Annotated in this window: 19 protein-coding genes; 7 read left to right on the top strand and 12 right to left on the bottom strand. The window is 58.0% G+C overall.

Features of this window, described 5'->3' with window-relative positions:
* The first annotated feature begins 2 nt into the window (after positions 1-2).
* Positions 3-404, top strand: coding sequence for a hypothetical protein (locus GOW31_RS01785; RefSeq protein WP_170343830.1), 402 nt, complete (start codon positions 3-5; stop codon positions 402-404).
* Here the strand turns inward: GOW31_RS01785 and GOW31_RS01780 are convergent.
* The 5 genes from GOW31_RS01780 to GOW31_RS01760 all read right to left on the bottom strand — a co-directional run bounded on the left by GOW31_RS01780 (position 401) and on the right by GOW31_RS01760 (position 7,394).
* Complete coding sequence (locus GOW31_RS01780; protein ID WP_171167471.1) at positions 401-1,771, bottom strand: MATE family efflux transporter; 1,371 nt, start codon at positions 1,769-1,771, stop codon at positions 401-403. The genes GOW31_RS01785 and GOW31_RS01780 overlap by 4 nt on opposite strands.
* Positions 1,772-1,878: 107 nt before the next feature.
* A complete protein-coding gene (ppk2, locus tag GOW31_RS01775) occupies positions 1,879-2,802 on the bottom strand; it encodes a polyphosphate kinase 2 (protein ID WP_171167470.1) in 924 nt (307 codons plus the stop codon).
* A gap of 263 nt (positions 2,803-3,065) precedes the next feature.
* Positions 3,066-3,674: a carboxymuconolactone decarboxylase family protein gene (locus GOW31_RS01770; RefSeq protein ID WP_171167468.1), complete on the bottom strand. Its 609-nt coding sequence runs from the start codon at positions 3,672-3,674 to the stop codon at positions 3,066-3,068.
* A gap of 222 nt (positions 3,675-3,896) precedes the next feature.
* Positions 3,897-4,868: a LysR family transcriptional regulator gene (locus GOW31_RS01765; protein WP_152458498.1), complete on the bottom strand. Its 972-nt coding sequence runs from the start codon at positions 4,866-4,868 to the stop codon at positions 3,897-3,899.
* Positions 4,869-4,958: 90 nt separating this feature from the next.
* On the bottom strand, positions 4,959-7,394 hold the full coding sequence (locus tag GOW31_RS01760) for an FAD-dependent oxidoreductase (RefSeq protein ID WP_171167466.1): 2,436 nt from the start codon (positions 7,392-7,394) through the stop codon (positions 4,959-4,961).
* Positions 7,395-7,575: 181 nt separating this feature from the next.
* Between GOW31_RS01760 and GOW31_RS01755 the strand changes: the two genes are divergently transcribed.
* Entirely contained in the window at positions 7,576-9,096 is a 1,521-nt protein-coding gene (locus tag GOW31_RS01755; RefSeq protein ID WP_171167464.1) for a trimethylamine methyltransferase family protein, read from the top strand.
* A gap of 73 nt (positions 9,097-9,169) precedes the next feature.
* Positions 9,170-10,138, top strand: a complete 969-nt coding sequence (locus GOW31_RS01750; protein WP_171167462.1) for an agmatinase — start codon at positions 9,170-9,172, stop codon at positions 10,136-10,138.
* Here the strand turns inward: GOW31_RS01750 and GOW31_RS01745 are convergent.
* The 5 genes from GOW31_RS01745 to GOW31_RS01725 all read right to left on the bottom strand — a co-directional run bounded on the left by GOW31_RS01745 (position 10,135) and on the right by GOW31_RS01725 (position 15,228).
* Entirely contained in the window at positions 10,135-11,115 is a 981-nt protein-coding gene (locus GOW31_RS01745) for an arginase family protein (protein WP_171167459.1), read from the bottom strand. The two genes, GOW31_RS01750 and GOW31_RS01745, sit on opposite strands and share 4 nt — an antisense overlap.
* A gap of 54 nt (positions 11,116-11,169) precedes the next feature.
* Positions 11,170-12,759 (bottom strand): proline/glycine betaine ABC transporter permease, encoded by a 1,590-nt coding sequence (locus GOW31_RS01740; protein ID WP_171167457.1) that lies wholly within the window; start codon positions 12,757-12,759, stop codon positions 11,170-11,172.
* Positions 12,752-13,789, bottom strand: a complete 1,038-nt coding sequence (locus GOW31_RS01735) for a glycine betaine/L-proline ABC transporter ATP-binding protein (RefSeq protein WP_171167455.1) — start codon at positions 13,787-13,789, stop codon at positions 12,752-12,754. Before GOW31_RS01735 ends, GOW31_RS01740 begins: the two co-directional genes overlap by 8 nt.
* A gap of 78 nt (positions 13,790-13,867) precedes the next feature.
* The gene (locus GOW31_RS01730) at positions 13,868-14,818 is read right to left on the bottom strand and encodes a glycine betaine ABC transporter substrate-binding protein (RefSeq protein ID WP_152458505.1); all 951 of its coding nucleotides are present in this window, start codon (positions 14,816-14,818) and stop codon (positions 13,868-13,870) included.
* 206 nt (positions 14,819-15,024) lie between these two features.
* Positions 15,025-15,228 carry a hypothetical protein gene (locus GOW31_RS01725; RefSeq protein WP_171167453.1) on the bottom strand — a complete coding sequence of 68 codons (204 nt, stop codon included), beginning with the start codon at positions 15,226-15,228 and terminating at the stop codon, positions 15,025-15,027.
* A gap of 193 nt (positions 15,229-15,421) precedes the next feature.
* On the opposite strand from GOW31_RS01725, the gene GOW31_RS01720 reads away from it, so the two are divergent.
* The 4 genes from GOW31_RS01720 to GOW31_RS01705 are packed head-to-tail and all read left to right on the top strand — an operon-like array spanning position 15,422 to position 18,433.
* Entirely contained in the window at positions 15,422-16,090 is a 669-nt protein-coding gene (locus GOW31_RS01720) for a cupin domain-containing protein (protein WP_171167451.1), read from the top strand.
* A 3-nt stretch (positions 16,091-16,093) separates the two neighbouring features.
* A complete protein-coding gene (locus GOW31_RS01715) occupies positions 16,094-16,777 on the top strand; it encodes an SDR family NAD(P)-dependent oxidoreductase (RefSeq protein WP_171167449.1) in 684 nt (227 codons plus the stop codon).
* A gap of 3 nt (positions 16,778-16,780) precedes the next feature.
* Positions 16,781-17,854: an NAD(P)/FAD-dependent oxidoreductase gene (locus tag GOW31_RS01710; protein WP_171167447.1), complete on the top strand. Its 1,074-nt coding sequence runs from the start codon at positions 16,781-16,783 to the stop codon at positions 17,852-17,854.
* Between the two features lie 12 nt (positions 17,855-17,866).
* On the top strand, positions 17,867-18,433 hold the full coding sequence (locus tag GOW31_RS01705; RefSeq protein ID WP_171167445.1) for a TetR/AcrR family transcriptional regulator: 567 nt from the start codon (positions 17,867-17,869) through the stop codon (positions 18,431-18,433).
* A gap of 112 nt (positions 18,434-18,545) precedes the next feature.
* Here the strand turns inward: GOW31_RS01705 and GOW31_RS01700 are convergent, their stop codons facing one another.
* Together GOW31_RS01700 and GOW31_RS01695 are read right to left on the bottom strand one after the other, a co-directional pair.
* Positions 18,546-19,700, bottom strand: a complete 1,155-nt coding sequence (locus tag GOW31_RS01700) for a Gfo/Idh/MocA family protein (RefSeq protein WP_171167443.1) — start codon at positions 19,698-19,700, stop codon at positions 18,546-18,548.
* Positions 19,700-20,755 carry a sugar phosphate isomerase/epimerase gene (locus tag GOW31_RS01695; protein ID WP_171167441.1) on the bottom strand — a complete coding sequence of 352 codons (1,056 nt, stop codon included), beginning with the start codon at positions 20,753-20,755 and terminating at the stop codon, positions 19,700-19,702. Before GOW31_RS01695 ends, GOW31_RS01700 begins: the two co-directional genes overlap by 1 nt.
* Positions 20,756-20,771: the final 16 nt, after the last annotated feature.

Below are 20,771 nucleotides of genomic sequence, written 5' to 3'. Positions count from 1 at the left end.
ACATGTCTGCCGACCTGCCCGAATATTATTTTCGCATCCGTGAAAACGGGGCCGCGGTGTTTCGGATCGATACGGAAAACCGCCAGCGCCGGATCGAGATGGACCAGATCGCCGTCATCAACATCCGCAACGGTGAGGTCAAGCCGCACGGCCAACGGGTTTTGTCCGAACGGGATCAGGCAGAGATCGCCCAATGGATGGACGAGCGCCGGGCCGTACTGGCCCAGCGCGACATCGACGACATTCACCGCGCTGTCGACTATCTGAATCTGACAACGCAATGGGCGCAGTCCAAGGCAAGCGACGAACAGCTTGAGGATGTAACCGACAGGTTGCTGATGGCGATGCACGATCTGCGCACGGTTCTGGTTCGGAAAAAGGCCGACCGGTTGAGCAAAGACTAGGCAGGTTCCGCCGGCGCCTGCATCTGCCGCACCGAATGCATCCAGAACCGGGCCATCAGCAGCACCGCCGCGAAGGCCAGGCCAAGCACCAGTCCCAGCCAGACACCGATGCCGTCCATCTGACGGACGAAGCCGAAATAGTAGGACGCCGGAATTCCCACCACCCAATAGCTGAGCGCCGCCATAACCATCGGTATCTTGGCATCCTGCAAACCACGCAGCAGTCCCAGCGCAATCACCTGCGCCCCGTCGACCAGTTGGAACAGGGCAGCCATGGCCAGCAATCCTGTCCCGATTGCCAGAATTTGTCCGCGCTGCGGATCATCGGCCTCCATGAACAGGGAAATCAGCGGCTCGGCATATGTCAGGAACAGGATGACGGTCACGACGGACATGACCAGTGACATGCCCGTCACGGCAATCGCACCTTTCTCCAGATGCGCCTTGTCCCGGCGGCCCAACGCGTTGCCGGCCCGGATGGTGGCCGCATTTGACAGCCCTAGATGTACCATGAATGTGGCCGACGCCAGATTCAGGGCGATCCCGTGCGCGGCCAGCGGGACCTGACCCAGCCAGCCCATCATCACGGCGGATGTTGCAAACAGCGACACCTCGGCCAGGGTGGTCAGGCCAATGGGCACGCCCAGTTTCCACACGCTGATGAACATTTCCCAATCCGGACGCCAGAAGCGCTGGAACAGGCTGTGTTCCGGCAAGGTCCGGACCACATAGACGACAACCGCGACCAGTGAAACGACCTGCGTCGCGATCGAAGCGATCGCAGCGCCCATCACGCCCAGTTCCGGCGCCCCCCAGTTGCCAAAGATCAGCGCATAGTTGGTAAACCCGTTCACGACCGCCGCCGTAACCGTGATCCACAGCACGATCTGAGTTCGCTCCAGAGCCGCCAGGTAGGATTTCAACACCATCACGATGAGCGCCGGAAACAACCCCCAACCGGCAACACGCAAATATTCCGACGCGGTTTCAGCGATATGCGGCTCTTGTTTCATGGCGATCAGGATCGGATTGGACCACCACAACAACGGCATGACCACCGCAGCGTACAGAAGTGACAACCACAGCCCCATGCGCGTCGAGCGGCGAATGCTGGTTTCGTCCCCTTCTGCCGCGGCGGTGGCAACCATCGGCATGACGGCCCAGCCAAAGCCTGCACCAAACAAAAACAGAACGAAATAATAGCTGCTGGCCAGGGTAACCGCTGCCAGCGCCTCGACCCCGTACCAGCCCAGCATGACGGTGTCGGTCAGGCCGATGGCAAACTGCGCCAGATGGCCACCGATCAACGGCAGGCCAAGCACGGCAATTGCCCGAAAGTGGGCCGGATATGTCATCACTTTTGTCATCGCACCAGCCATATGCGCGGGCTTGGCGCGAGACAAGAGATGATCGCTAAAATGTCAACATGATACTTCGGTGCCCGCTTGCGCAGTCCAGGCGGGCACCGGCGTGATTAACGAGCGTCCGGATGCAGTGCTGTACCCAGAATATGCTCGGAGCGGTGAATTACGTGATGCGCCTGCCCCACGATCAACGGATCGGGTTCACCCACAATGCCGTGATCCTTGCCCGGGTAGTCCAGAGTCGACAGGAAATGGCGCATACAATTCAGCCGCGCGCGTTTCTTGTCATTCGACTTGATGATCGTCCACGGCGCGTCCGCGGTATCGGTGTAAAAGAACATGGCCTCTTTAGCTTCGGTATAATCGTCCCACTTGCTGAGGCTGGCTTTGTCAATCGGTGACAATTTCCACTGTTTCAGAGGGTCCGTCTCGCGACTTTTGAAACGACGCTGCTGTTCTTCCTGCGTGACCGAGAACCAGTATTTGTAAAGCTGGATGCCCGAACGCACCAGCATCCGCTCCAACTCCGGCGTCTGCCGCATGAACTCCAGATATTCATTGGGAGAGCAGAAGCCCATCACCCGCTCGACACCGGCGCGGTTGTACCAGGACCGGTCGTAGAACACCATTTCGCCAACTGTTGGCAGTTCCTGAATATAGCGCTGGTAATACCACTGCCCCTTTTCTTCCCAAGTGGGTTTATTCAAGGCCACGACTCGGGCCTGACGTGGATTGAGGTGCTCCATAAACCGCTTTATCGTACCGCCCTTGCCGGCAGCATCGCGCCCTTCGAACAGCAGAACGAAACGCTGCCCGGTTTCCTGCGCCCACAACTGAACCTTCAGCAACTCTGCCTGAAGCTTGGCCTTCTGTTCTTCGTACACCGACCGCGCCATCTTGCGGCCATAGGGGTACTTGCCGCTTTCAAACGCCTGCCGGATCTTTTCAGGGCTGGGCTCTGCGACGTCTGCAACCGGCGTCGGCCTGGTCTTGACCTGAGTTGAATTTGTTTCGACCCGAGCAATGGCTTCCATGAAATCTTTCCTTTTCTGTTGTCCCGGAAAGGAGCTAGCAGAAAGGCCACGGATGCGCTTTGATTGGGGTCAAATTGATGCCTCAAAAACCCATATATTCCGCACTGGATACAAGGTTCCGATACAAACGCCGTTTTTCAAGCTGTGCCCGAGCGGCCCTTGCCTGAATCCTCAAGAGGATCTTCTAATCGACCTCGGCCAACATGGCCGAGGCTGGCGCCCGTTTGGCGCACCGGATCTGCCGATACCCCTTGCTTCAGGCTTTATCGATGCCCCCAATCGTCAGGGTTGTCAGAGTTGTTGGGCGACAGACCCAATTCGTCGCCTTCCGTCGAACATCCCAGCCCCAGAACCATGCGGTTCGCATAAGAGAAGTAGGAACAGACCTGATTGATCTCGAGGATTTCTCCATCATCCCACCCTGCCGTGCGCAGCGCGATCACATCCGCTTCGACCAGATCGCCCGGATCCTCGGTCAGCTTGCGCGCATAGGCCATGGCCGCCACCTGCGCTGCATCCAATGGCGCGGCGGCCGGATCGCGGGCTTCGATCGCGGCCCGGATCGCGTTTCCCCGTTCTTCGTTGGCCAGCAACCGCTGCAACCCTGCGAAATGGTGTTCGACGCAATATCCGCATCGGTTCAGAGAGCTGACCCACACGCCCAGCACCTCGAGAAACCATTTCGGTATCTTGTTGCCCGAGTGATGCAGCACCGCCTTGTAGATCGCCATGTGCCCTTCCATCGAATGCGGACGCAACGAATGCGCCATCATGATATTGTCCACATTGTTGCCCGGGCCCGTGACGCGGTCATAGAGTTTCTTCAGCCTGCCTGTGGCCTGCTCGAATGGGATGGTTCTGATCCAGCTCATTTGGCTTCCTGTTGACGTGATTGCCTGTCCTTCAGAGACTAGAAGCGCTTTGAGCCCGAGGCGAGACGAATTCGACACCCCGTTAGAAAGAACCCGGACCAGCACAAACCGCAATTCGAACGTCGGCCCGGTTTCCCCAAGCACCAACACGGCATGTCCAATTTAAGCCCTGCGAGCATCCGCCCTAAACCATCAGCCGTTCGGCACCCCGGTCAGATTGGGCTAGACGCCCTCTATCTCCATGGTGCGGAACTCATTCTTCAGCCAATTGTGCCGGGCACACATCGGTCTTGTGAAATGCTGACGTATCAATTTGCTCATGGCCTTCTGGATCAGCACCGACGTCGTTGCTGGGTATACTTCAGTTGTAAACAGCGACACTGTGCGAACGAAGTTGCTACCGGGAAATGGCATAGCCTTTACGCTGTTGTGAAACCTCTGCGTTCGGTGGAAACACGCGGCGGTCGTGATTGCCCACCCGCTGCCCTGCGCAACCAAGCCGATGATGGATTGATTACACTCCAGCTCAAACCGGTTGGGCAGGCTGTATTTGCTCCGGGCCAACTGCGTTTCAATCTGCTTGCCGATCACATAGTCACGCGAATACCTCAACAATGGCAGGTCGGCATCCGGGTTGAACAGCTCGTCCGGGGACCCTTCGAACTTGTTGGGAACCACGACGATGAAGGGATCTCTCATCAACGGGTATTCGATCAGCCCCTCGGTACGGCCCAGCGGTCGTGTGGCGACGCCCACGTCAAGCTTGTGTTCCTGAAGTTTGGCAAGAATTTCGTGGCTCGGGCGCGTGAAATGGCGGAAATTGCACCGCGGCAGAGCCTGCGCCAGAAAACGAACAAGGTCGGGCGCGATCTGGTTGTCGAAATCATCGATCAAAGCCAGCCGCAGATCCGTCGCATGCTGCCAGTTTCCCGTTCGTATCTCGGCCTCACCGCGTTTCAGCACAGTCAGACCCTCACGCACATAGCGGGCAAACACCTCGCCCGCCGGCGTCAGGCCCATCGGGCGGCGCCCATGGTCGACCAATTCAATACCCAACGCGCGTTCGAGGCTGCGCAGGTGGTTCGAAACCGTGCTGATCGACAAGTCTGTTTCTGATGCGACTTGCTGAATCGATCCGGATTTGGCGATCAACTGAAACACTTCCAGCCATCGAAGACTCAGAGATTTGGACACGGCAACCGACCATTGTTTCGATTTGTTCGAAACTAGCGAAGCAAAGTTTTGCCCATGCGGCAATGAAGAAGTTGATCGAAACGGTCGATTCTAGGCTTTCATCCGCACAAAATCCGGGTCGTACGGGCTTGGGCTGATAACCGTCGCACCAATCCGTTTCCCGCAGCTGTCCAGTTCCATTTCGCGGCCAAGCTGCGCCAGGGACGGATGAATGAAAGCGTGCGCCAGATTTAGCTCCGTGCGATACCCCCATTCGCCCGACGTGATGGTGCCAACGACAGTATCATCCTGCATCAGTGATGCGCCGGGATGCGCGGGGCCAAGGGATGAATCGATGCGCAAGGGGACCAGCTTGCGTCGTGGTCCATCCGATTTCCGTTTCAACAAGGCATCACGCCCCACGAAGGCGCCCTTGTCCAGTCGGACGAACCGATCCAAGCCGGTTTCAAAAGGATCAAATTCGGTGATCAGATCGGCTTTCCAGTGCAAAAAGCTCTTCTCCATGCGCATGGATTCAACGGCCCTGGCACCGAACAGTTTCAGCCCATGCGTTTCGCCGGCCTCGCGCAAGGCAAGATAGGCCGCATAGAGCGAGGCGTTGGGAACATGGATTTCATAGGCCAACTCGCCCGAGAAACTGAGGTTCATAACCGTCGCCGGAGCAATACCGACAAAGCACTCGCGCACGCTGAGCCACGGGAACGCATCTGCCGACCAATCTCCTCTGGCGCAGGCTGACAAGACAGAACGCGACTTCGGGCCAGCCAGAACCAGAATGGTCTGATCATTTGTCAGGCTGCGCAACTGAACGTCCTCATCGATGCGCAGATGCAAGCGCAACCAATCCATGTCGTGAAACTCGCTCGCCGCGGCGGAACCATACCAAACGCGGGCCGGCCCCCTGTCGCAGGCGGGCAGATTGGCAATCGTCGCTTCTGCCTTGATCATACCGTGGTCGTTCAACAGGTATCCCAACCCGACACGCCCGTCACGCCGAGAGACCAATCCACAAAACAACCGGTCCAGAAATGCGTGCCTGTCGGATCCTGTGATCTCGATGCGGTTGAACCCGTTGACCTCTGCAAGCCCGACGCCGGTTCGAATGCTTTCGACTTCGGCAGCTACCAAGTCGAAGGTTTCGTCAAAATCGAAACCAAGCGTCGGCGAAAATCCGGGATCGGGTTTGATATAGTCCACCCTCTCCCACCCGTTGACCACAGTGAACTCGGCCCCTTCGGATGCCAGAACAGGCGTCAGAGGGGTCGTCTTGGCGGGTCGGCCCGCAGGGCGATGTTCATGCGGAAAGTGGAACCTGAATTCGTTCTGGTAATCTTCAATCGCCTTTAGTGCCGTGAGTTCCACATTTGCATGTCCGGCGAACCTTCGGGGATCGAGGCACCACGTGTCATAGCATGCCTCGCCATGCACGATCTGCTGTGCCAGCAACCATCCGTGACCGCCACCTTCACCCAGCCCGGCCCGCAGGCCAATGATACAAAACGCGTTGCGTTTTCCCGGGATCGGACCGACCAGAGGCGCCCCGTCAATTGTGTAGGTGATTGGCCCGTTGACCACGGTGTGAATACCAACCTCCATCAAGGCAGGCATGCGCGCGAAGGCCCCTTCCAGCACATCGGTCACACGGTCCAGATCATCCGGGCACAAAGCGTTCACGAAGTTCGGATCGATCCCGTCCATACCCCAGGTCTTACATCCCTGCTCGTAGAACCCGAGTAGCAGCCCGTTCTTTTCCTGTCGGCAATAATAGTCGCTGATCGGGCAGCGCAGCAGCGGCATCCGATGCCCGGCATCCCGGATAGCCTCGATTTCTTCGGTCAGGAAATACTGATGTTCCATGGACGACACGGGATGATGAACACCCATCATGGCGCCGACTTCGTTGACCCTGTAACCACAGGCGTTGACGACGACATCACAGTCGATATCCCCGTGCTCGGTATGCACGGTCCAGGTGTCATCGTTGTGCTGTGTCAGCGCGGTCACCGGCGTATTTCGATACACCTCGGCGCCCGCCTTGCGTGCCCGGCGCGCAAGGGCCTGGCACAATTGCGCCGGATCGATGTCGCCGTCCAGCGGATCCCAAAGCCCACCGATGAGATTATCGGTCGAAATCAACGGGTGTCTCCGAGCACATTCATCCGCGTCTATCACCTCGAAATGCACGTCCATCCCCCGCGCCATGGACGCAAAGTGACGATAGCCCTGCATCTGCCCTTCGGTGTTGGCCAGACGGATCCCACCGTCTGCGTGGTGATAGTTGATAGGGTAATCCGGATCGTCGGCCAGTTCCTTGTACAGACGGATCGAATGAGATTTCAGGCCGACCATCGTCTGGTTCATGCCGAAATTGGTGACCTGCGCCGCCGAATGCCATGTCGTGCCCGAGGTCAGTTCATTCCGTTCGACCAAAACCACATCGGTCCACCCTTCCCGGGTCAGGTGGTAGAGCGTCGAACATCCGGCGATCCCGCCCCCTATCACAACGGCTCTGGTACGCGACTTCATGGCATTGCTCCTTCAACTTCGGCACCAGTCTTGCTGAATAACGGGATGGGCAGACAACAGGGCAGATGCGGGTGCCGGAAAATCGAAACCGCGATTTCGGATTCTGAAAACGGCACTTCTTCTTTGATACCGGGACAACTTGGGTCCTACGGTGCAGGAAAACGCAAGGTGACGAAAACACATGCCATCCGACATCATCAAACGAAGCGGACGCAAAGCACGGCATGCACAGCGTGCAGCCAAGCCCGTCATTGATCCTTGCCCGCCCGGTCAGAAAGGCGGGGCATTCAAGTCCTTGAGCCTATCGGAAATCGAGAAAATCTATGACACGGCGCTGCGTTTGCTGGAAGAGCTGGGGATGGGAGACGTGCCGGACAGGCTGGCCTTCGACCTCAGGGCGGCGGGTGCCCAGGATCGGGAACAGAACCGCCTGGTTTTTCCCCGTTCAATGGTTAAACAGGCCATCGCCTCGGCCGCGAAGAGCTTTACCTTTCATGGCCGGGATGAAAAACGATCCATCGAGGTGGGTGGCGACCGCGTGTATTTTGGCACCGGCGGTGCTGCGGTTCAGACCCTTGATATCAACAGTGGGCTTTATCGCCCCTCCACCCTGGCCGATCTACATGATTTCACCCGGCTACAGGACACGCTGGCCAATGTCAGTTGGTTCACCCGATGCTGCGTGGCAACCGATGTCCCGGATGTGTTCGATCTGGACGTCAACACCGTTTACGCTTTGATACGCAACACAACCAAGCCAATGGCAACGTCTTTCACGTTGGCGGAACATGTCGGCCCGATCGTCGAGATGCTGGACATCGTCGCCGGAGGGGTCGGGGAATTCGCCAAACGCCCCTTCCTGAAAGCGCATATAAGTCCGATCATTTCGCCAATGCGATACGGCGAGGATGCCGTGGACGTGGTTTATGAATGCATCGCCAATAACATTCCGATGTCCTGCATCACGGCCGCGCAGGCGGGCGCAACCGCCCCGGCAACTCTGGCCGGATTTCTGGCGCAATCACTGGCCGAAACGCTGGCCAGTCTCGTGATGGTCAATGCGATCAAACCCGGCTTTCCGATGGTCTTTTCCAACTGGCCCTTCATCGTGGATCTCAGGACCGGCTCTTTCGCAGGGGGCAGCGGCGAGACCGCAATCCTGAATGCAGCGTCGGCGCAAATCACGAACTGGCTGGGTTTGCCGTCGGGTGTGGCCGCCTCGATGGCCGATGCCAAGGCCATCGACGCCCAGCATGGGGCAGAAAAAGGCATCACGTCGCTGGCGGCAGCGCTGGCAGGAGGCAATCTGATCTATGAAAGCTCGGGCATGACGGCATCTCTGCTCGGGGTCAGCTTCGAGGCCTTCGTTCTCGACAACGAAATGCACTCGCACACGTATCGTGTCTTGCGCGGGATCGAGGTCACCGAAGCGAATCTTGGCTTTGACGCCATATGCCATTCGGTTCTGGGAGATGGGCATTTTCTGGGCAGCGAGCAAACCTATGAAGCCATGGAACGAGACTATTTCTATCCGAAACTCGCCGATCGTCAGGAACCCCGCACCTGGCAAACCGATGGCGCGATGGATGCGTGGTCATCCGCACGGCGCGCCGCTCAAGAGGTGTTGCGCACGCATTACCCCGAATATCTCACCCCGGAACAAGACGCCGAAATCCGCCGGCGTTTTCATATCCTGTCTTGAAGAGCGGCGGGCATTTCCAGCCCGGTCCTGAACCGTTAGGGTCACTGAGGAAACTTGCAGAGGATGGGGCATCATGGCCGATTCATTTTTTCAACCGGTGTCCGCCATGGAACTGGCCCGATTTGCCGGCATTCCCGCATTCATGCGCCTGCCCATGCTGGATCTGGCGCACGAACGGATTTCGGAAGTCGAACTGGGTATCGTCGGTATCCCTTGGGACGGCGGAACCACCAATCGCCCCGGCGCCCGGCATGGTCCGCGGCAATTAAGAGATTATTCCACCATGATCAGGGCGATGAACCCGGTTACGGGTGTGGCACCGTTTTCAATGGTGAACTGCGCAGATCTAGGAGACGTCGCCCCCAATCCCGTCGACATAGAAGACACGCTGGATCGGGTCACGCGTTTCTACACGGATCTTCAAGCCCGCAACATCACACCATTGACCGCCGGAGGGGATCACCTGACCACCCTGCCCGTCCTGCGAGCCCTGGCCGCTTCGGGTCCGGTTGGCCTGATCCAGTTCGACAGTCACACGGACTTGTTCGACACTTATTTCGGAGGTCACAAATTCACCCACGGCACCCCGTTCCGCCGAGCGGTCGAGGAAGGGTTGGTGGACCCGAAGCGTTTTGTACAAGTCGGGATTCGCGGCACGGCCTACAACACTGAAGATATCGAATGGGGCGAGGCGCAGGGCATCCGCATCATCCGTATCGAAGAACTGTTCGACAGGGGCATGGTCGACGTTATGAACGAGGTACGCGATATCGTTGGCATGCAGCCGACCTATTGCACCTATGACATCGACTTTGTCGATCCAACTTACGCCCCCGGCACAGGAACACCTGAAATCGGCGGGCCCAACAGCTTTCAGGCCCAGCAGGTCATTCGCAGGATGTCCGGTCTGAACCTTGTTGGCGCCGATCTTGTCGAAGTGTCACCGCCATTCGACCCCCAAGGTGGAACGGCGTGGCTTGGCATCTCGCTGATGTTCGAGTTGCTGTGTGTTCTGGCACAGGCGATCGACGCGCGGCGCTAGGCCCGCGCGACGTTCTCGGCGATCATCGAAATCATCTCGAACATCACGGCCGCCGCCGTCAGCGCGGTGATGTTGTTGGGGCTGTCCTTGGTGGGCATCATGCAGACCACATCGCCGCCGATGATGTTCAATCCGCGCGCCGCGCGCAGGATGCCGACCGCCTCATCTATGTCAAACCCCTTCTCACCCGGTTCCAGATTGGACACGGCCGGCGCGACGGTTGGGTCCAGACAGTCCAGATCGAAGGTGATGTAAACCGGGCGGTCACCCAAAACCTCTTTGGTCTGCGCGACCACATCGGCCAACCCGCGCTGTCGGAACTCTCGCACTGTGACGATATTGTACCCGTAGTCATAAGACGGTTGCAGCCAGTCCAGGCTGCGTGGATGGCCCCGCAGACCGATCTGCATCGACCGGGTTGGATCCACCTGCCCCTGATCGGCCAGATAGGCCCCCCAGTGAGCCGCTGATTTCTTGGCACCAAGAAAGTGATCAACCTTGGTGAAGACATCCGTATGCGCGTCCAGATGCAGAAAGCTGACCGGCTGCCCGCCAGCAAGTTTGCCGCCACCCAGGGCCTGCACAATGCCACCGGTGATGGAATGGTCGCCTCCGATGGAAACGGGGCGCGCTCCGGCCGTGTCTATGGTCTTGTAGAATTCAGTGATGCGTTCGATGCAATCTTCATTGTCGTTGGCCTTTGGAAAAGGCACATCACCAACATCGGCGATCCGCGCGCTCTGCCAGGGATCAATTTCAAAAACCGAATGCACCCTGCGTTGTACGGCCGAGACATGCCGCAACGCGCGAGGCCCCAAGTGCTGGTCCCGTTCGGTCGTGCCGTTGCCCGTCGAATGCGGCACGCCCGCCAGCGCGATATCCTGCCCTTCGGGCCCGACATTGGGACACCGGAACAATGTAGGCACGCCCCACCAATACAGGTTGTCCATCATCGATTGTTCATACGGATCTGTCATGGCTTCCCCGGATCAAAGAAAAGCGCCCCCGATCGGAACCGGGGGCGTTTGCGTTCAGAGTTTTTCGTCTTCTCGCCGGAACGCGCCCTGCACGATCCGGTCCATGACCATGGCAAGGAACAGGATCGCAAAGCCACCCAGCAGACCCGGCCCCTTGGCGGCGTATTGCAGCGCCTCAAGGATTTCCTTGCCCAGGCCGCCCCCGCCGATCAGCGAGATGATCACGACCATGGACAGGCACATCAGGATTGTCTGGTTTACACCCGTCATGATCGATGGCAGCGCCAGAGGGATTTCCACATCCTTCAACAATTGCCATTTCGACGCACCAAAGGCGACCGCAGCCTCCTTGATGCTTTCCGGAACCCCTTGCATGCCCAGCGCCGTCAGGCGGATCACCGGCGGCATGCCAAAGATGATGGTGGCCAGAATTCCCGGCGGGTTGCCGGTGCCGAAAAAGGCGATGATCGGGATAAGGTAGACGAAGGCAGGAAGCGTCTGCATCAGGTCCAGAACCGGTTCCGCCGCGCGATAGGCGCGCTGCGATTTGCCGAACCAGATACCCAGCGGAATGCCGAAAACCACGCACAGCAACACCGCCGCACCGACCAGAGCAACCGTTTCCATCGCCACGTCCCAATACCCCAGCAACGCGATATAGGCCAGGGAAGACGCGGTGAAGATGGCAACCCTTGGTCCCGCCGCACGCCAGGCCGTCACACAGATGACCAGCATGACCACCGGCCAGGGCGACCCAATCAGTGCAATCGTCAGCGCATCAAGCACCGATCGCACGCCCGCCACGATCCCGTCAAAGATGTCGCCGCCCGCCGCTGCAGCCGCATCAATCCTGGCCTCCATCCAGTTTGCCAGGCTCGAGAACAGCGTGCCGTTGCCTTCGCCAAGAAACATCGCAGACACTTGCTGTTCCGGGAACGCGTCAAGCAATGGAAGGGATGCGTTCACTGTGAACTTGTACACAATCAATGGTCCGATTGCCGCAACAAGGATCGCGCCCATGACGATGTTACGGGTCGAACGCCCACTTTCAGTGCTTTCCGGATCGATACGCCAGTTCGAATACTGTTTCTCGTAGACGCGGTCGGCGTAGAACCCTTGAACCAACTTGAACACCAGCAACATCAACAACCCGGTAATCAGGATTCCTGCCGCCTCGGACTGGGCGGCGGCAGCCCTTTCCAGACTTGTGGCCGCTGCTTTTTGTATGTTCTCGGCCAGTTTGGTGAAACGGTCGATATCGGCCTGTTCCGTGGCATCCGCTGCGCGCGCCAACAGTTCGGCCGCACGTTCCTGCTGACGCGCAGCGCGCTCGGCGAAATCCGCGCCGGGATTGCCCCACGCGCCCCTGCCGATCTGGACCCACGCGATGATCTCAAGGATCAGAAAGGTCCAGAACATGCCCCAAATGGCGCGTGACGCAGACCAGAATGGCCCCAGCACCGCGGCCCACTTGTTGAACGTGTTGGGAATCGCGCTGGTCGCATCATGAATCTTGTGGAACGCATTGACATAGTAGTCACCGTTCGGACCCGCGAACTCTTTGATGGAAAGGTCCAGGGCCTCGCGATCGACCTCGATATCAGAGGCGGCCGTTACTTTCATCTCTGTTGCAGCATCAGTCATTTTTGCCCCCCTGGATACCGCGCAACAGGCGCGGCTTGGTCACGACACCCACATCGATACCCGCATCCGTGATGACGACCGGCAGATCAGAATTCACGGCCAGGTCGATCAATTGATCCAGATCCGCGCCCTCGTCGGCTCGGGGCGCACCGTCAAGTGGCCCTGAGTAACTGCCCACCGGCTCCATGATGGAATGCGCCTTGACCAGTTTGAGCTTTGAGATGCCCTGAACGAATTCGCGCACGTAATCGTCGGACGGGTTCATGACGATGTCTTCGGGGGTTCCGATCTGTACGATGACGCCATCTTTCATGATCGCAATCCGGTGGCCGATCCGAATGGCTTCGTCCAGATCGTGGGTGATGAACAGCGTGGTCTTTTTGAGCTGCGCCACAAGTGCTTTGAACTGGTCCTGCAATTGCAGGCGGATCAGCGGATCAAGGGCAGAGAACGGTTCATCCATCAACAGGATTTCCGGGTCCGAGGCCAGCGCCCGCGCGATCCCCACGCGTTGCTGCATCCCGCCCGAAAGCTCTTTGGGCAGGCGGTCCTCGTAACCTGTCAGGTTCACCAGGCTCAGCGCGTGATCCGAGACGGCCCAGCGCTTTGACTTGGACACCTTTCGGATCTCCAACGGATAGGCCACATTATCGCGCACGGAACGATGCGGCATCAGCGCCATGTGCTGAAAGACCATCCCGATTTGCTGGGCGCGAATGCGGCGCAACTCGGATTCCGACAGTTTCGAAACGTCGTGACCCAGAATCTCGATCCGACCCGCCGTGGGTTCGATCAATCGATTCACATGTCGCACCAATGTGGACTTGCCCGAGCCGGACAGCCCCATGATACAGAAAATCTCACCCCTCGGCACTTCGAACGTGGCGCCCTGAACGCCTACAACACAGTTGAACCGCTCCAGAACCTCCGGCTTGCCTATGCCTTCGTTTCTGACCGCTTCCATTGCCTCTTCCGCACGCGAGCCGAAGATCTTCCAAACGTTTTCTAATTTTACGACAGGTTCGTCCATTTATCCCCCACAGGGCGATGCCCTGCCCGACAGAAAAAGGCCGCCGCGGTTTTGCGCGACGGCCCGAAGAGTGGTGATTTAGTTGGTCAGCCAGCCGATGACGGTGTCTTCATTCGCAGCCACCCATTCCTTGGCGAAATCCGCAGCTTCGATGTTGTCGACGGCCAGTGCCTTGCCCATCGCGCTAAGATCGTCGCCTGTCATCTGGTAGTTGCTGAACAGGGCGGCCACTTCGGGATAGCTCTCTTCCAGTTCCTTGGCGTAGTGCAAGTGAAGCGTTGCTCCGTTCCAGGCCGAGGACGCCTCGGACTTGGACAACCAATCCGGATCATCCGTGGGCTGAACGATTGTCCAGGTGGCCGGATCATGAGGCGGTTCTTCCAGAACCGTCAGATCCTGTGTCACGAAGATATAGTGGGGGCTGTAGCAGAACCCTATCCACGGGTCGCCCGCTTTGGTCGCATTTGCCAGATTGGCATAGGCAATGGTTTCTTCGTATTCCGTCAGCTCGAAGATCTGGTCATAGCCATAGGACTTGGCCCGGATCTTCTCGACAACGGTCGACGCCCAACCCGGCGCACCGATCCATACCTCGGGTGTTCCGTTGCCATCAGTATCAAAGATCGCAACCTTGTCGGGGTCGCTCAGGTCATCGATCGATTTGATGTCATATTGTTCCGCGATATAGGTCGGCACGCACATGCCCTGTTCGGCCTGAACCGGGTTTTGGTTCATGACGACGGTGCCGTTTTCCTTGACATAGGTATCGTGCAGGTTCTGCTGATTGGGCATCCACACTTCCGGATGGACATGCATCGAACCGCTGTCCATCGCCTCGAAGACAATCGGGTTGGTGCCATTTTGCAATTCCACGTCCAGGCCGAGGTTTTCTTCGATCACGACCTCAAGAATATGTGCCGTGGCGTTCACCGAGGCCCAGTTGGGCACACCGATCACGATATCCGCGGCCATGGCCGGCCCGGCAATCGCGAAAGACGCGCTTCCAAGTAGCGTTGCAATTTTTTTCATCTGATATCTCCGTGTTGGGTAGCTTCCGCGCTTGTTTTTCTCACCCTCTCGGGCAGCGGTGCGCTCAGGTTTTTAGTGTGGAAAGGTAGTGCCTTTCGGTTTTTTGGGGCCAGCAAAATCAAATGCTGACATAGCCCCGAAAGTGAAGCATGCGGATGCGTTGCCCATCAAGGGTTACGTCTTTCTACCTCATGAATGCGATATTATCATAAGTTTGTTTCGGCTTCTTGCAATTCAATGCGGTACTTCCGAAACCCCCGAAACCGAAGATACCCGCTGTTTTCATGAGCACTGAATTGCCTCGTGCGAAAACCACAGCCAGTTTCAAAACGGCTTTTGATGCTTTCTTTTTGCAGGAAGCAATTGATATCAAGCAGATATTGCTGCAACTGATAATGCGTGTCGCGCACGCCCCACCCTCAAAACGAGGCGTGAAACCTCTCCGTGGCGGTTCCACTACCTAATCGTACGACCAAGCCCCCATGACAAGAAACCGTTCAACACTCTGTGAAACGTGTCGAGTATTCTAGTTTTGCAGCTGGCGCTTACCTACCTACTAGTAGATAATATCATGCGTCGTAACCAAGGAAGAGACCTGACCCCATGGAAATCAATTCGGACTTCTCTGACCGCGTTGTCGTTCACTCAGACCAGCTGGAATGGCAGGCCTCTCCTATGAAGGGTGTGGATCGCAGGATGTTGGACCGGATCGGAGGCGAGGTCGCACGGGCCACCACTATCGTGCGTTATGCGCCGGGCAGTCATTTCTCTGCCCACACCCATACCGGCGGCGAGGAATTCATTGTCCTTGACGGTGTATTTCAGGATGAACACGGCGACTATCCGGTGGGGACCTATGTGCGCAATCCGCCAACCTCGCAACACACACCGGGGTCGGAACCGGGATGCACGATCTTCGTCAAGCTCTGGCAGTTCGACATGAACGACCGAACCCAGTTTCGCAAAAACATGGTGGATGAGCTGCGCGCGCCCGCGAACGGCATCGCCACCGCAGTCCTGCATGAGGATGCGCGCGAGATAGTGACCTACTCCCATCTGGACGCGGGCGCGACGCTGCGCTCGGACGCCCCTGGCGGGATCGAGGTTCTGATCATCGACGGGTCGGTCACCGAAGGCGGGGAACAACTGGTCAAAAACGATTGGCTGCGCCTGCCTGAAGGCCACAGCCTGACGGCCGTTGCGGGGGCGAACGGGGCCAAGATCTGGATGAAGACAGGCCACCTGCCTTACGCCCAACCGCCGGGGGTGTAACCGATGGCTGAACCAAAACCCTTGGCGCTTGTCGCCGGAGCGGGGGCTGGGCTTGGCCAGGCATTGGTGTCACGTTTCCAAACCGAAGGCATGGTGACCGTGGGTCTGGGCCGAACCCAACCCGACAACCCAATCGGTTCCTTTCATCAGGTCGATCTGTCCGACCCCGGCGAAACGGCACCGGTCATAGCCGATTTGATTGCCACTTACGGGCCGCCCAAGATCGTGGTGCACAACACCGCAGAACTGGTGATCTCACCCTTCCTGAAAACAACGCTGAACGATTACCAGCGCAGCTGGACGTCGATGGTGCAAACGCTGATCGTGCTGGCGCAATCGGTGATGCAGCCGATGGTCCGTGGCGGTGGCGGAACCTTGATCGTGTCGGGTGCAACCGCCTCTCTGCGCGGTGGTGCACAGTTTTCAGCATTTGCTTCGGCCAAGTTCGCCCTGCGCGGGCTGACACAATCGCTTGCACGAGAGTTTCAACCGGTAGGCGTGCATATCACGCATGTCACTCTGGACGGCATAATCGACACGGCCCGGTCACGCGACCGGCACAGTCTGGACCCAGCCAAAATGATGAAGCCCGAAGATATTGCCGAGGTATATTGGCAACTGGCGCAACAACCCAGGTCGACTTGGACCCAAGAGCTGGACCTGCGTCCTTCAACTGAGGGGTTCTGATCCATGCGCACCGATACGCTCATCATCGGCGGTGGGCTTTCAGGGCTCAGCCTGGCGACACAGCTTGTGGATCAGGGTCAGGAAGTTCTGGTTGTTGAGGCGCGCAGCCGTCTGGGCGGACGCATTCTGACCGAGGTTCAGGGGAACGCCCATCTGGACATGGGTCCGGCTTGGTTCTGGCCCGGCCAGCCACGTATCGCAGCGCTGACAGACCGGCTGGGCCTGCACCAGTTTGATCAATTCAGTTCCGGCGCGCTGAGTTTCGAAGATGAACAGGGCCGTGTTGAGCGGGGCCGCGGGCTTTCATCCATGGAAGGGTCTTATCGTCTGGTCGGGGGGCTCTCTGCTTTGACAGATGCGCTGTCGGCACGGTTGCCGGATGGGGCAATTCACCTGTCCACGCAGATCACCGCCTTGGCCCGCACCGAAGGCGGGGTTCGGGTCACTACGCAATCTGGGCAGCATATTTGGGCAAGCCGTGTGGTACTTGCCATGCCCCCACGTATCGCGGCCGAGTTGATATATGAGCCCGCCCTGCCCGATGGCACGTTGTCAGCCATGCGGCACATCGCGACCTGGATGGCCGGGCAGGCCAAAGCGGTTGCGGTCTATGACACTCCGTTCTGGCGCGAAGACGGACTGTCAGGGGATGCTATGAGCCGGCACGGTCCCATGGTGGAAATCCACGACGCGTCGCCTGCCAGCGGTGGTCCCTTCGCGCTGTTCGGTTTCATCGGCATCCCCGCGCAAGCTCGCCGGGATGAAGGGGATTTGCGGCAGCAGGTTCTGGCTCAGCTGGGGCGATTGTTCGGGCGCAAGGCGACCAGCCCCGGCGCGCTTTTGCTAAAAGACTGGGCGTTTGATCGCTTCACAGCGACCAACCTGGACCTTCAGCCCGTATATGCCCATCCGCAGTACGGCATGCCGAAGGCCATGACACGGATCTGGGAAGACCGGATCATTTTCAGTGGCACCGAAACAGCCGCGCAATTTGGGGGATATCTGGAAGGTGCATTGGAAGCAGCAGAAAACACCGCGGCATTGTTGAGCGCAAATAGCTTTGTTGAGCGCAAATAGGATGAACGTGGCATGGAAATAGATACAAAAACCGCTTTGCTGAATTCTGCCGAATTTGCCGTACGTAGCAAAGGCTTCGACGGCTTCAGCTATGCCGACCTTGCCAATGATGTGGGCATCCGCAAGGCATCGATCCACTATCACTTCCCGACCAAAGCCGCGCTTTCTGCCGCTTTGATGACGCGCTACCATACCGAGTTTATGGGACGCTGCGACGAGATCGAGGAAACTTGCGAAACGGCGGGCGCGCGCATGCGTGCACTGATCGCGCTGTATCGCGCGGCTTTGAACGACGGAAAAACCCTGTGTTTATGTGTGTCGCTGATCATCAGCCGGGAGAGCTTGTCGAATGAGGTCACCGACAAAATCCGCGAGTTCCGGCGCATGATGACCCGGTGGATCGAGAATGTCTTTGCGCTTGGCAAAACCGATCATTCGATCACTGGCGTTGAAGATCCGAAAGCAGAAGCACGCGCGGCATTGGCCTTGCTGGAAGGCGCTCATCTGACGGCGCGGGCCGAGAATAGCGCCCAAACCTTTGATGACGCCGTGGAAGTGCTAGCAGCACGTTGTTTGTGACACGGCCTAAGTTAGCTTATACAAAATGGCCGCGTCGATTGTTGAGGCGCCTGCCCGCCTCAACCCGGTTTTTCATACGAGGCCGGCAATTCAACCCGCAAAGCAGAAAGCCTCACTCCAGCTTGACCCAGGCCGAATTTCTGGCAGAGCTTTGCACGCATGCGGCCACAAACCTGACGCCTTCAAGCCCATCCTGGACCGTTGGATAGACGACGGATGCGTCAGGTAAACTTCCGTTTCTGAACGCCAGAATGGCTTCGGCTGCTTCGCCATAGATATTGGCGAACCCTTCCAGGTAACCTTCGGGGTGTCCCGGAGGCACTCTGCTGAGCCGATTGGCCGCATCCCCTGCCGCAGCCCCATTTCGGGTGATCAGACGCTTTGGCTCTCCGTAAGGAGTAAACCAAAGATAGTTCGGGTCTTCCTGAGCCCACTCGATGCCGCCCTTTTCGCCGTACACACGCAATCGCAGAGCGTTTTCGTTACCGGGCGCAACCTGCGAAGACCACAGCATGCCACGGGCTCCGCCTTGGAACCTCAGCAACACATGCGCGTTATCGTCGACCTGACGACCCGGCACAAAAGCCTGCAAATCCGCCGCAAGGCTTTCTGCCCTCATTCCAGTTACAAAGCAGGCAATATTATACGCATGAGTTCCAATATCACCGGTTGATCCTCCGGCACCGGAGCGTTCCGGATCAGTCCTCCATTCGGCCTGCTTGAAATCCTGCGGCTCGGTCAGCCAGTCTTGCGGATACTCAACCTGAACCACGCGGATTTTGCCGATATCCCCGTTGGCAACCATCTCACGCGCTTGCCGAACCATTGGATAGCCCGTGTAGTTGTGGGTAAGGATGAACAGCGCGTTTGAGTTTTCAGCGGTTTTGACCAGTTTCTTCGCATCACCAAGGGTCGACGTAAGCGGCTTATCGCAAATCACGTGAATGCCGCGTTTCAGAAACTCACGCGCGGCAGCATAGTGAACGTGATTTGGCGTGACGATCGAAACCGCTTCGATCCCGGATTTCAAACGCGCTTCTCGCATCGCCATCTGCTTGAAGTCATCGTAAACCCGCTCGAGGCCCAGCGCCTCGCCGCTTTCCCGGGATTTTTCGGGCGTCGAGGACAACGCGCCTGCTACCAGCTCGAACTTGTCATCCAGTCGCGCGGCTATGCGGTGGACACCACCGATGAAAGCATCGTTTCCACCGCCGACCATACCAAGGCGAATGCGCCCCGTTCTTTCTTCGTTGCGTCCTGTTACCATCAGCCTATCCCCAGCATTTTCCGATTGGCCGCTTCGTCGGTGCCGCCGTCGGCAAAATCGTCAAAGGCCTTCTCGGTCACGCGAATAATGTGATCGGAAACGAACTGAGCACCTTCACGCGCGCCATCCTCGGGATGTTTCAGGCAGCATTCCCATTCGACCACGGCCCAGCCATCAAAGTCGTTTGCCGCCATCTTGGAAAAGACAGCCCCGAAATCCACCTGTCCATCACCGAGTGACCTGAACCGCCCTGCGCGATCGACCCAGCTTTGATAGCCGGAATAGACACCTTGCCTTCCGGTCGGATTGAACTCGGCATCCTTTACGTGAAACATCCGGATGCGGTCTTTGTAGATGTCGATATTGTCAAGGTAATCGAGGCATTGCAGGACATAATGCGACGGGTCGTACAGCATGCACGCCCGCGCATGGTTGCCTGTTCGTTCAAGGAACATTTCGTATGTCACCCCGTCATGAAGATCCTCGCCGGGGTGGATTTCATAGCAAACATCAACGCCACAGTCTTCGGCGTGGTCCAAAATCGGCACCCAACGACGGGCGAGCTCATCAAATGCGGTTTCAATCAGACCAGCAGGACGTTGAGGCCAGGGATACACGTAAGGCCAGGCCAGCGCGCCAGAGAATGTTGCATGAGCCGAGATTCCCAAATTCCGAGAGGCTGAAAGCGCTTTCTTGACCTGATCAACGGCCCATTCCTGCCGGGCTTTGGGATCTCCCCTGACGCTTTCGGCCGCAAAACCATCAAACGCCGTATCATAGGCCGGGTGAACAGCGACAAGTTGGCCTTGCAGGTGCGTCGATAATTCTGTGACTTCAACGCCGTTCTCTTGGGCTTTGCCCTTGAAGTCATCGCAATAGTCTTTGCTTGTCGCGGCCGTTTCAAGGTCGAACAACCGCCCGTCCCAACTGGGCACTTGAACGCCCCTGTATCCGCAATCCGCCGCCCATTTGGTTATGGCGTCCCATGAATTGAACGGCGCTTCGTCACCGGCAAATTGTGCAAGAAATAATGCAGGCCCTTTGATCGTCTTCATTCAGTTTCCTCCCCGA

Source organism: Ruegeria sp. HKCCA0370 (genome assembly GCF_013033705.1).
Classification (GTDB): Bacteria; Pseudomonadota; Alphaproteobacteria; order Rhodobacterales; family Rhodobacteraceae; genus Ruegeria.
The sequence above is the reverse complement of the archived record's forward strand: the minus strand, read 5'-3'. Positions and strand labels throughout refer to the sequence as shown.

What these genes read in the sequence shown, in the direction of transcription:
- GOW31_RS01785 (WP_170343830.1), top strand. Translation starts at nt 3, where the DNA reads ATGTCTGCCGACCTGCCCGAATATTATTTTCGCATCCGTGAAAACGGG.
- GOW31_RS01780 (WP_171167471.1), bottom strand. Translation starts at nt 1,771, where the DNA reads ATGACAAAAGTGATGACATATCCGGCCCACTTTCGGGCAATTGCCGTG.
- ppk2 (WP_171167470.1), bottom strand. Translation starts at nt 2,802, where the DNA reads ATGGAAGCCATTGCTCGGGTCGAAACAAATTCAACTCAGGTCAAGACC.
- GOW31_RS01770 (WP_171167468.1), bottom strand. Translation starts at nt 3,674, where the DNA reads ATGAGCTGGATCAGAACCATCCCATTCGAGCAGGCCACAGGCAGGCTG.
- GOW31_RS01760 (WP_171167466.1), bottom strand. Translation starts at nt 7,394, where the DNA reads ATGAAGTCGCGTACCAGAGCCGTTGTGATAGGGGGCGGGATCGCCGGA.
- GOW31_RS01755 (WP_171167464.1), top strand. Translation starts at nt 7,576, where the DNA reads ATGCCATCCGACATCATCAAACGAAGCGGACGCAAAGCACGGCATGCA.
- GOW31_RS01750 (WP_171167462.1), top strand. Translation starts at nt 9,170, where the DNA reads ATGGCCGATTCATTTTTTCAACCGGTGTCCGCCATGGAACTGGCCCGA.
- GOW31_RS01745 (WP_171167459.1), bottom strand. Translation starts at nt 11,115, where the DNA reads ATGACAGATCCGTATGAACAATCGATGATGGACAACCTGTATTGGTGG.
- GOW31_RS01740 (WP_171167457.1), bottom strand. Translation starts at nt 12,759, where the DNA reads ATGACTGATGCTGCAACAGAGATGAAAGTAACGGCCGCCTCTGATATC.
- GOW31_RS01735 (WP_171167455.1), bottom strand. Translation starts at nt 13,789, where the DNA reads ATGGACGAACCTGTCGTAAAATTAGAAAACGTTTGGAAGATCTTCGGC.
- GOW31_RS01730 (WP_152458505.1), bottom strand. Translation starts at nt 14,818, where the DNA reads ATGAAAAAAATTGCAACGCTACTTGGAAGCGCGTCTTTCGCGATTGCC.
- GOW31_RS01720 (WP_171167451.1), top strand. Translation starts at nt 15,422, where the DNA reads ATGGAAATCAATTCGGACTTCTCTGACCGCGTTGTCGTTCACTCAGAC.
- GOW31_RS01715 (WP_171167449.1), top strand. Translation starts at nt 16,094, where the DNA reads ATGGCTGAACCAAAACCCTTGGCGCTTGTCGCCGGAGCGGGGGCTGGG.
- GOW31_RS01710 (WP_171167447.1), top strand. Translation starts at nt 16,781, where the DNA reads ATGCGCACCGATACGCTCATCATCGGCGGTGGGCTTTCAGGGCTCAGC.
- GOW31_RS01705 (WP_171167445.1), top strand. Translation starts at nt 17,867, where the DNA reads ATGGAAATAGATACAAAAACCGCTTTGCTGAATTCTGCCGAATTTGCC.
- GOW31_RS01700 (WP_171167443.1), bottom strand. Translation starts at nt 19,700, where the DNA reads ATGGTAACAGGACGCAACGAAGAAAGAACGGGGCGCATTCGCCTTGGT.
- GOW31_RS01695 (WP_171167441.1), bottom strand. Translation starts at nt 20,755, where the DNA reads ATGAAGACGATCAAAGGGCCTGCATTATTTCTTGCACAATTTGCCGGT.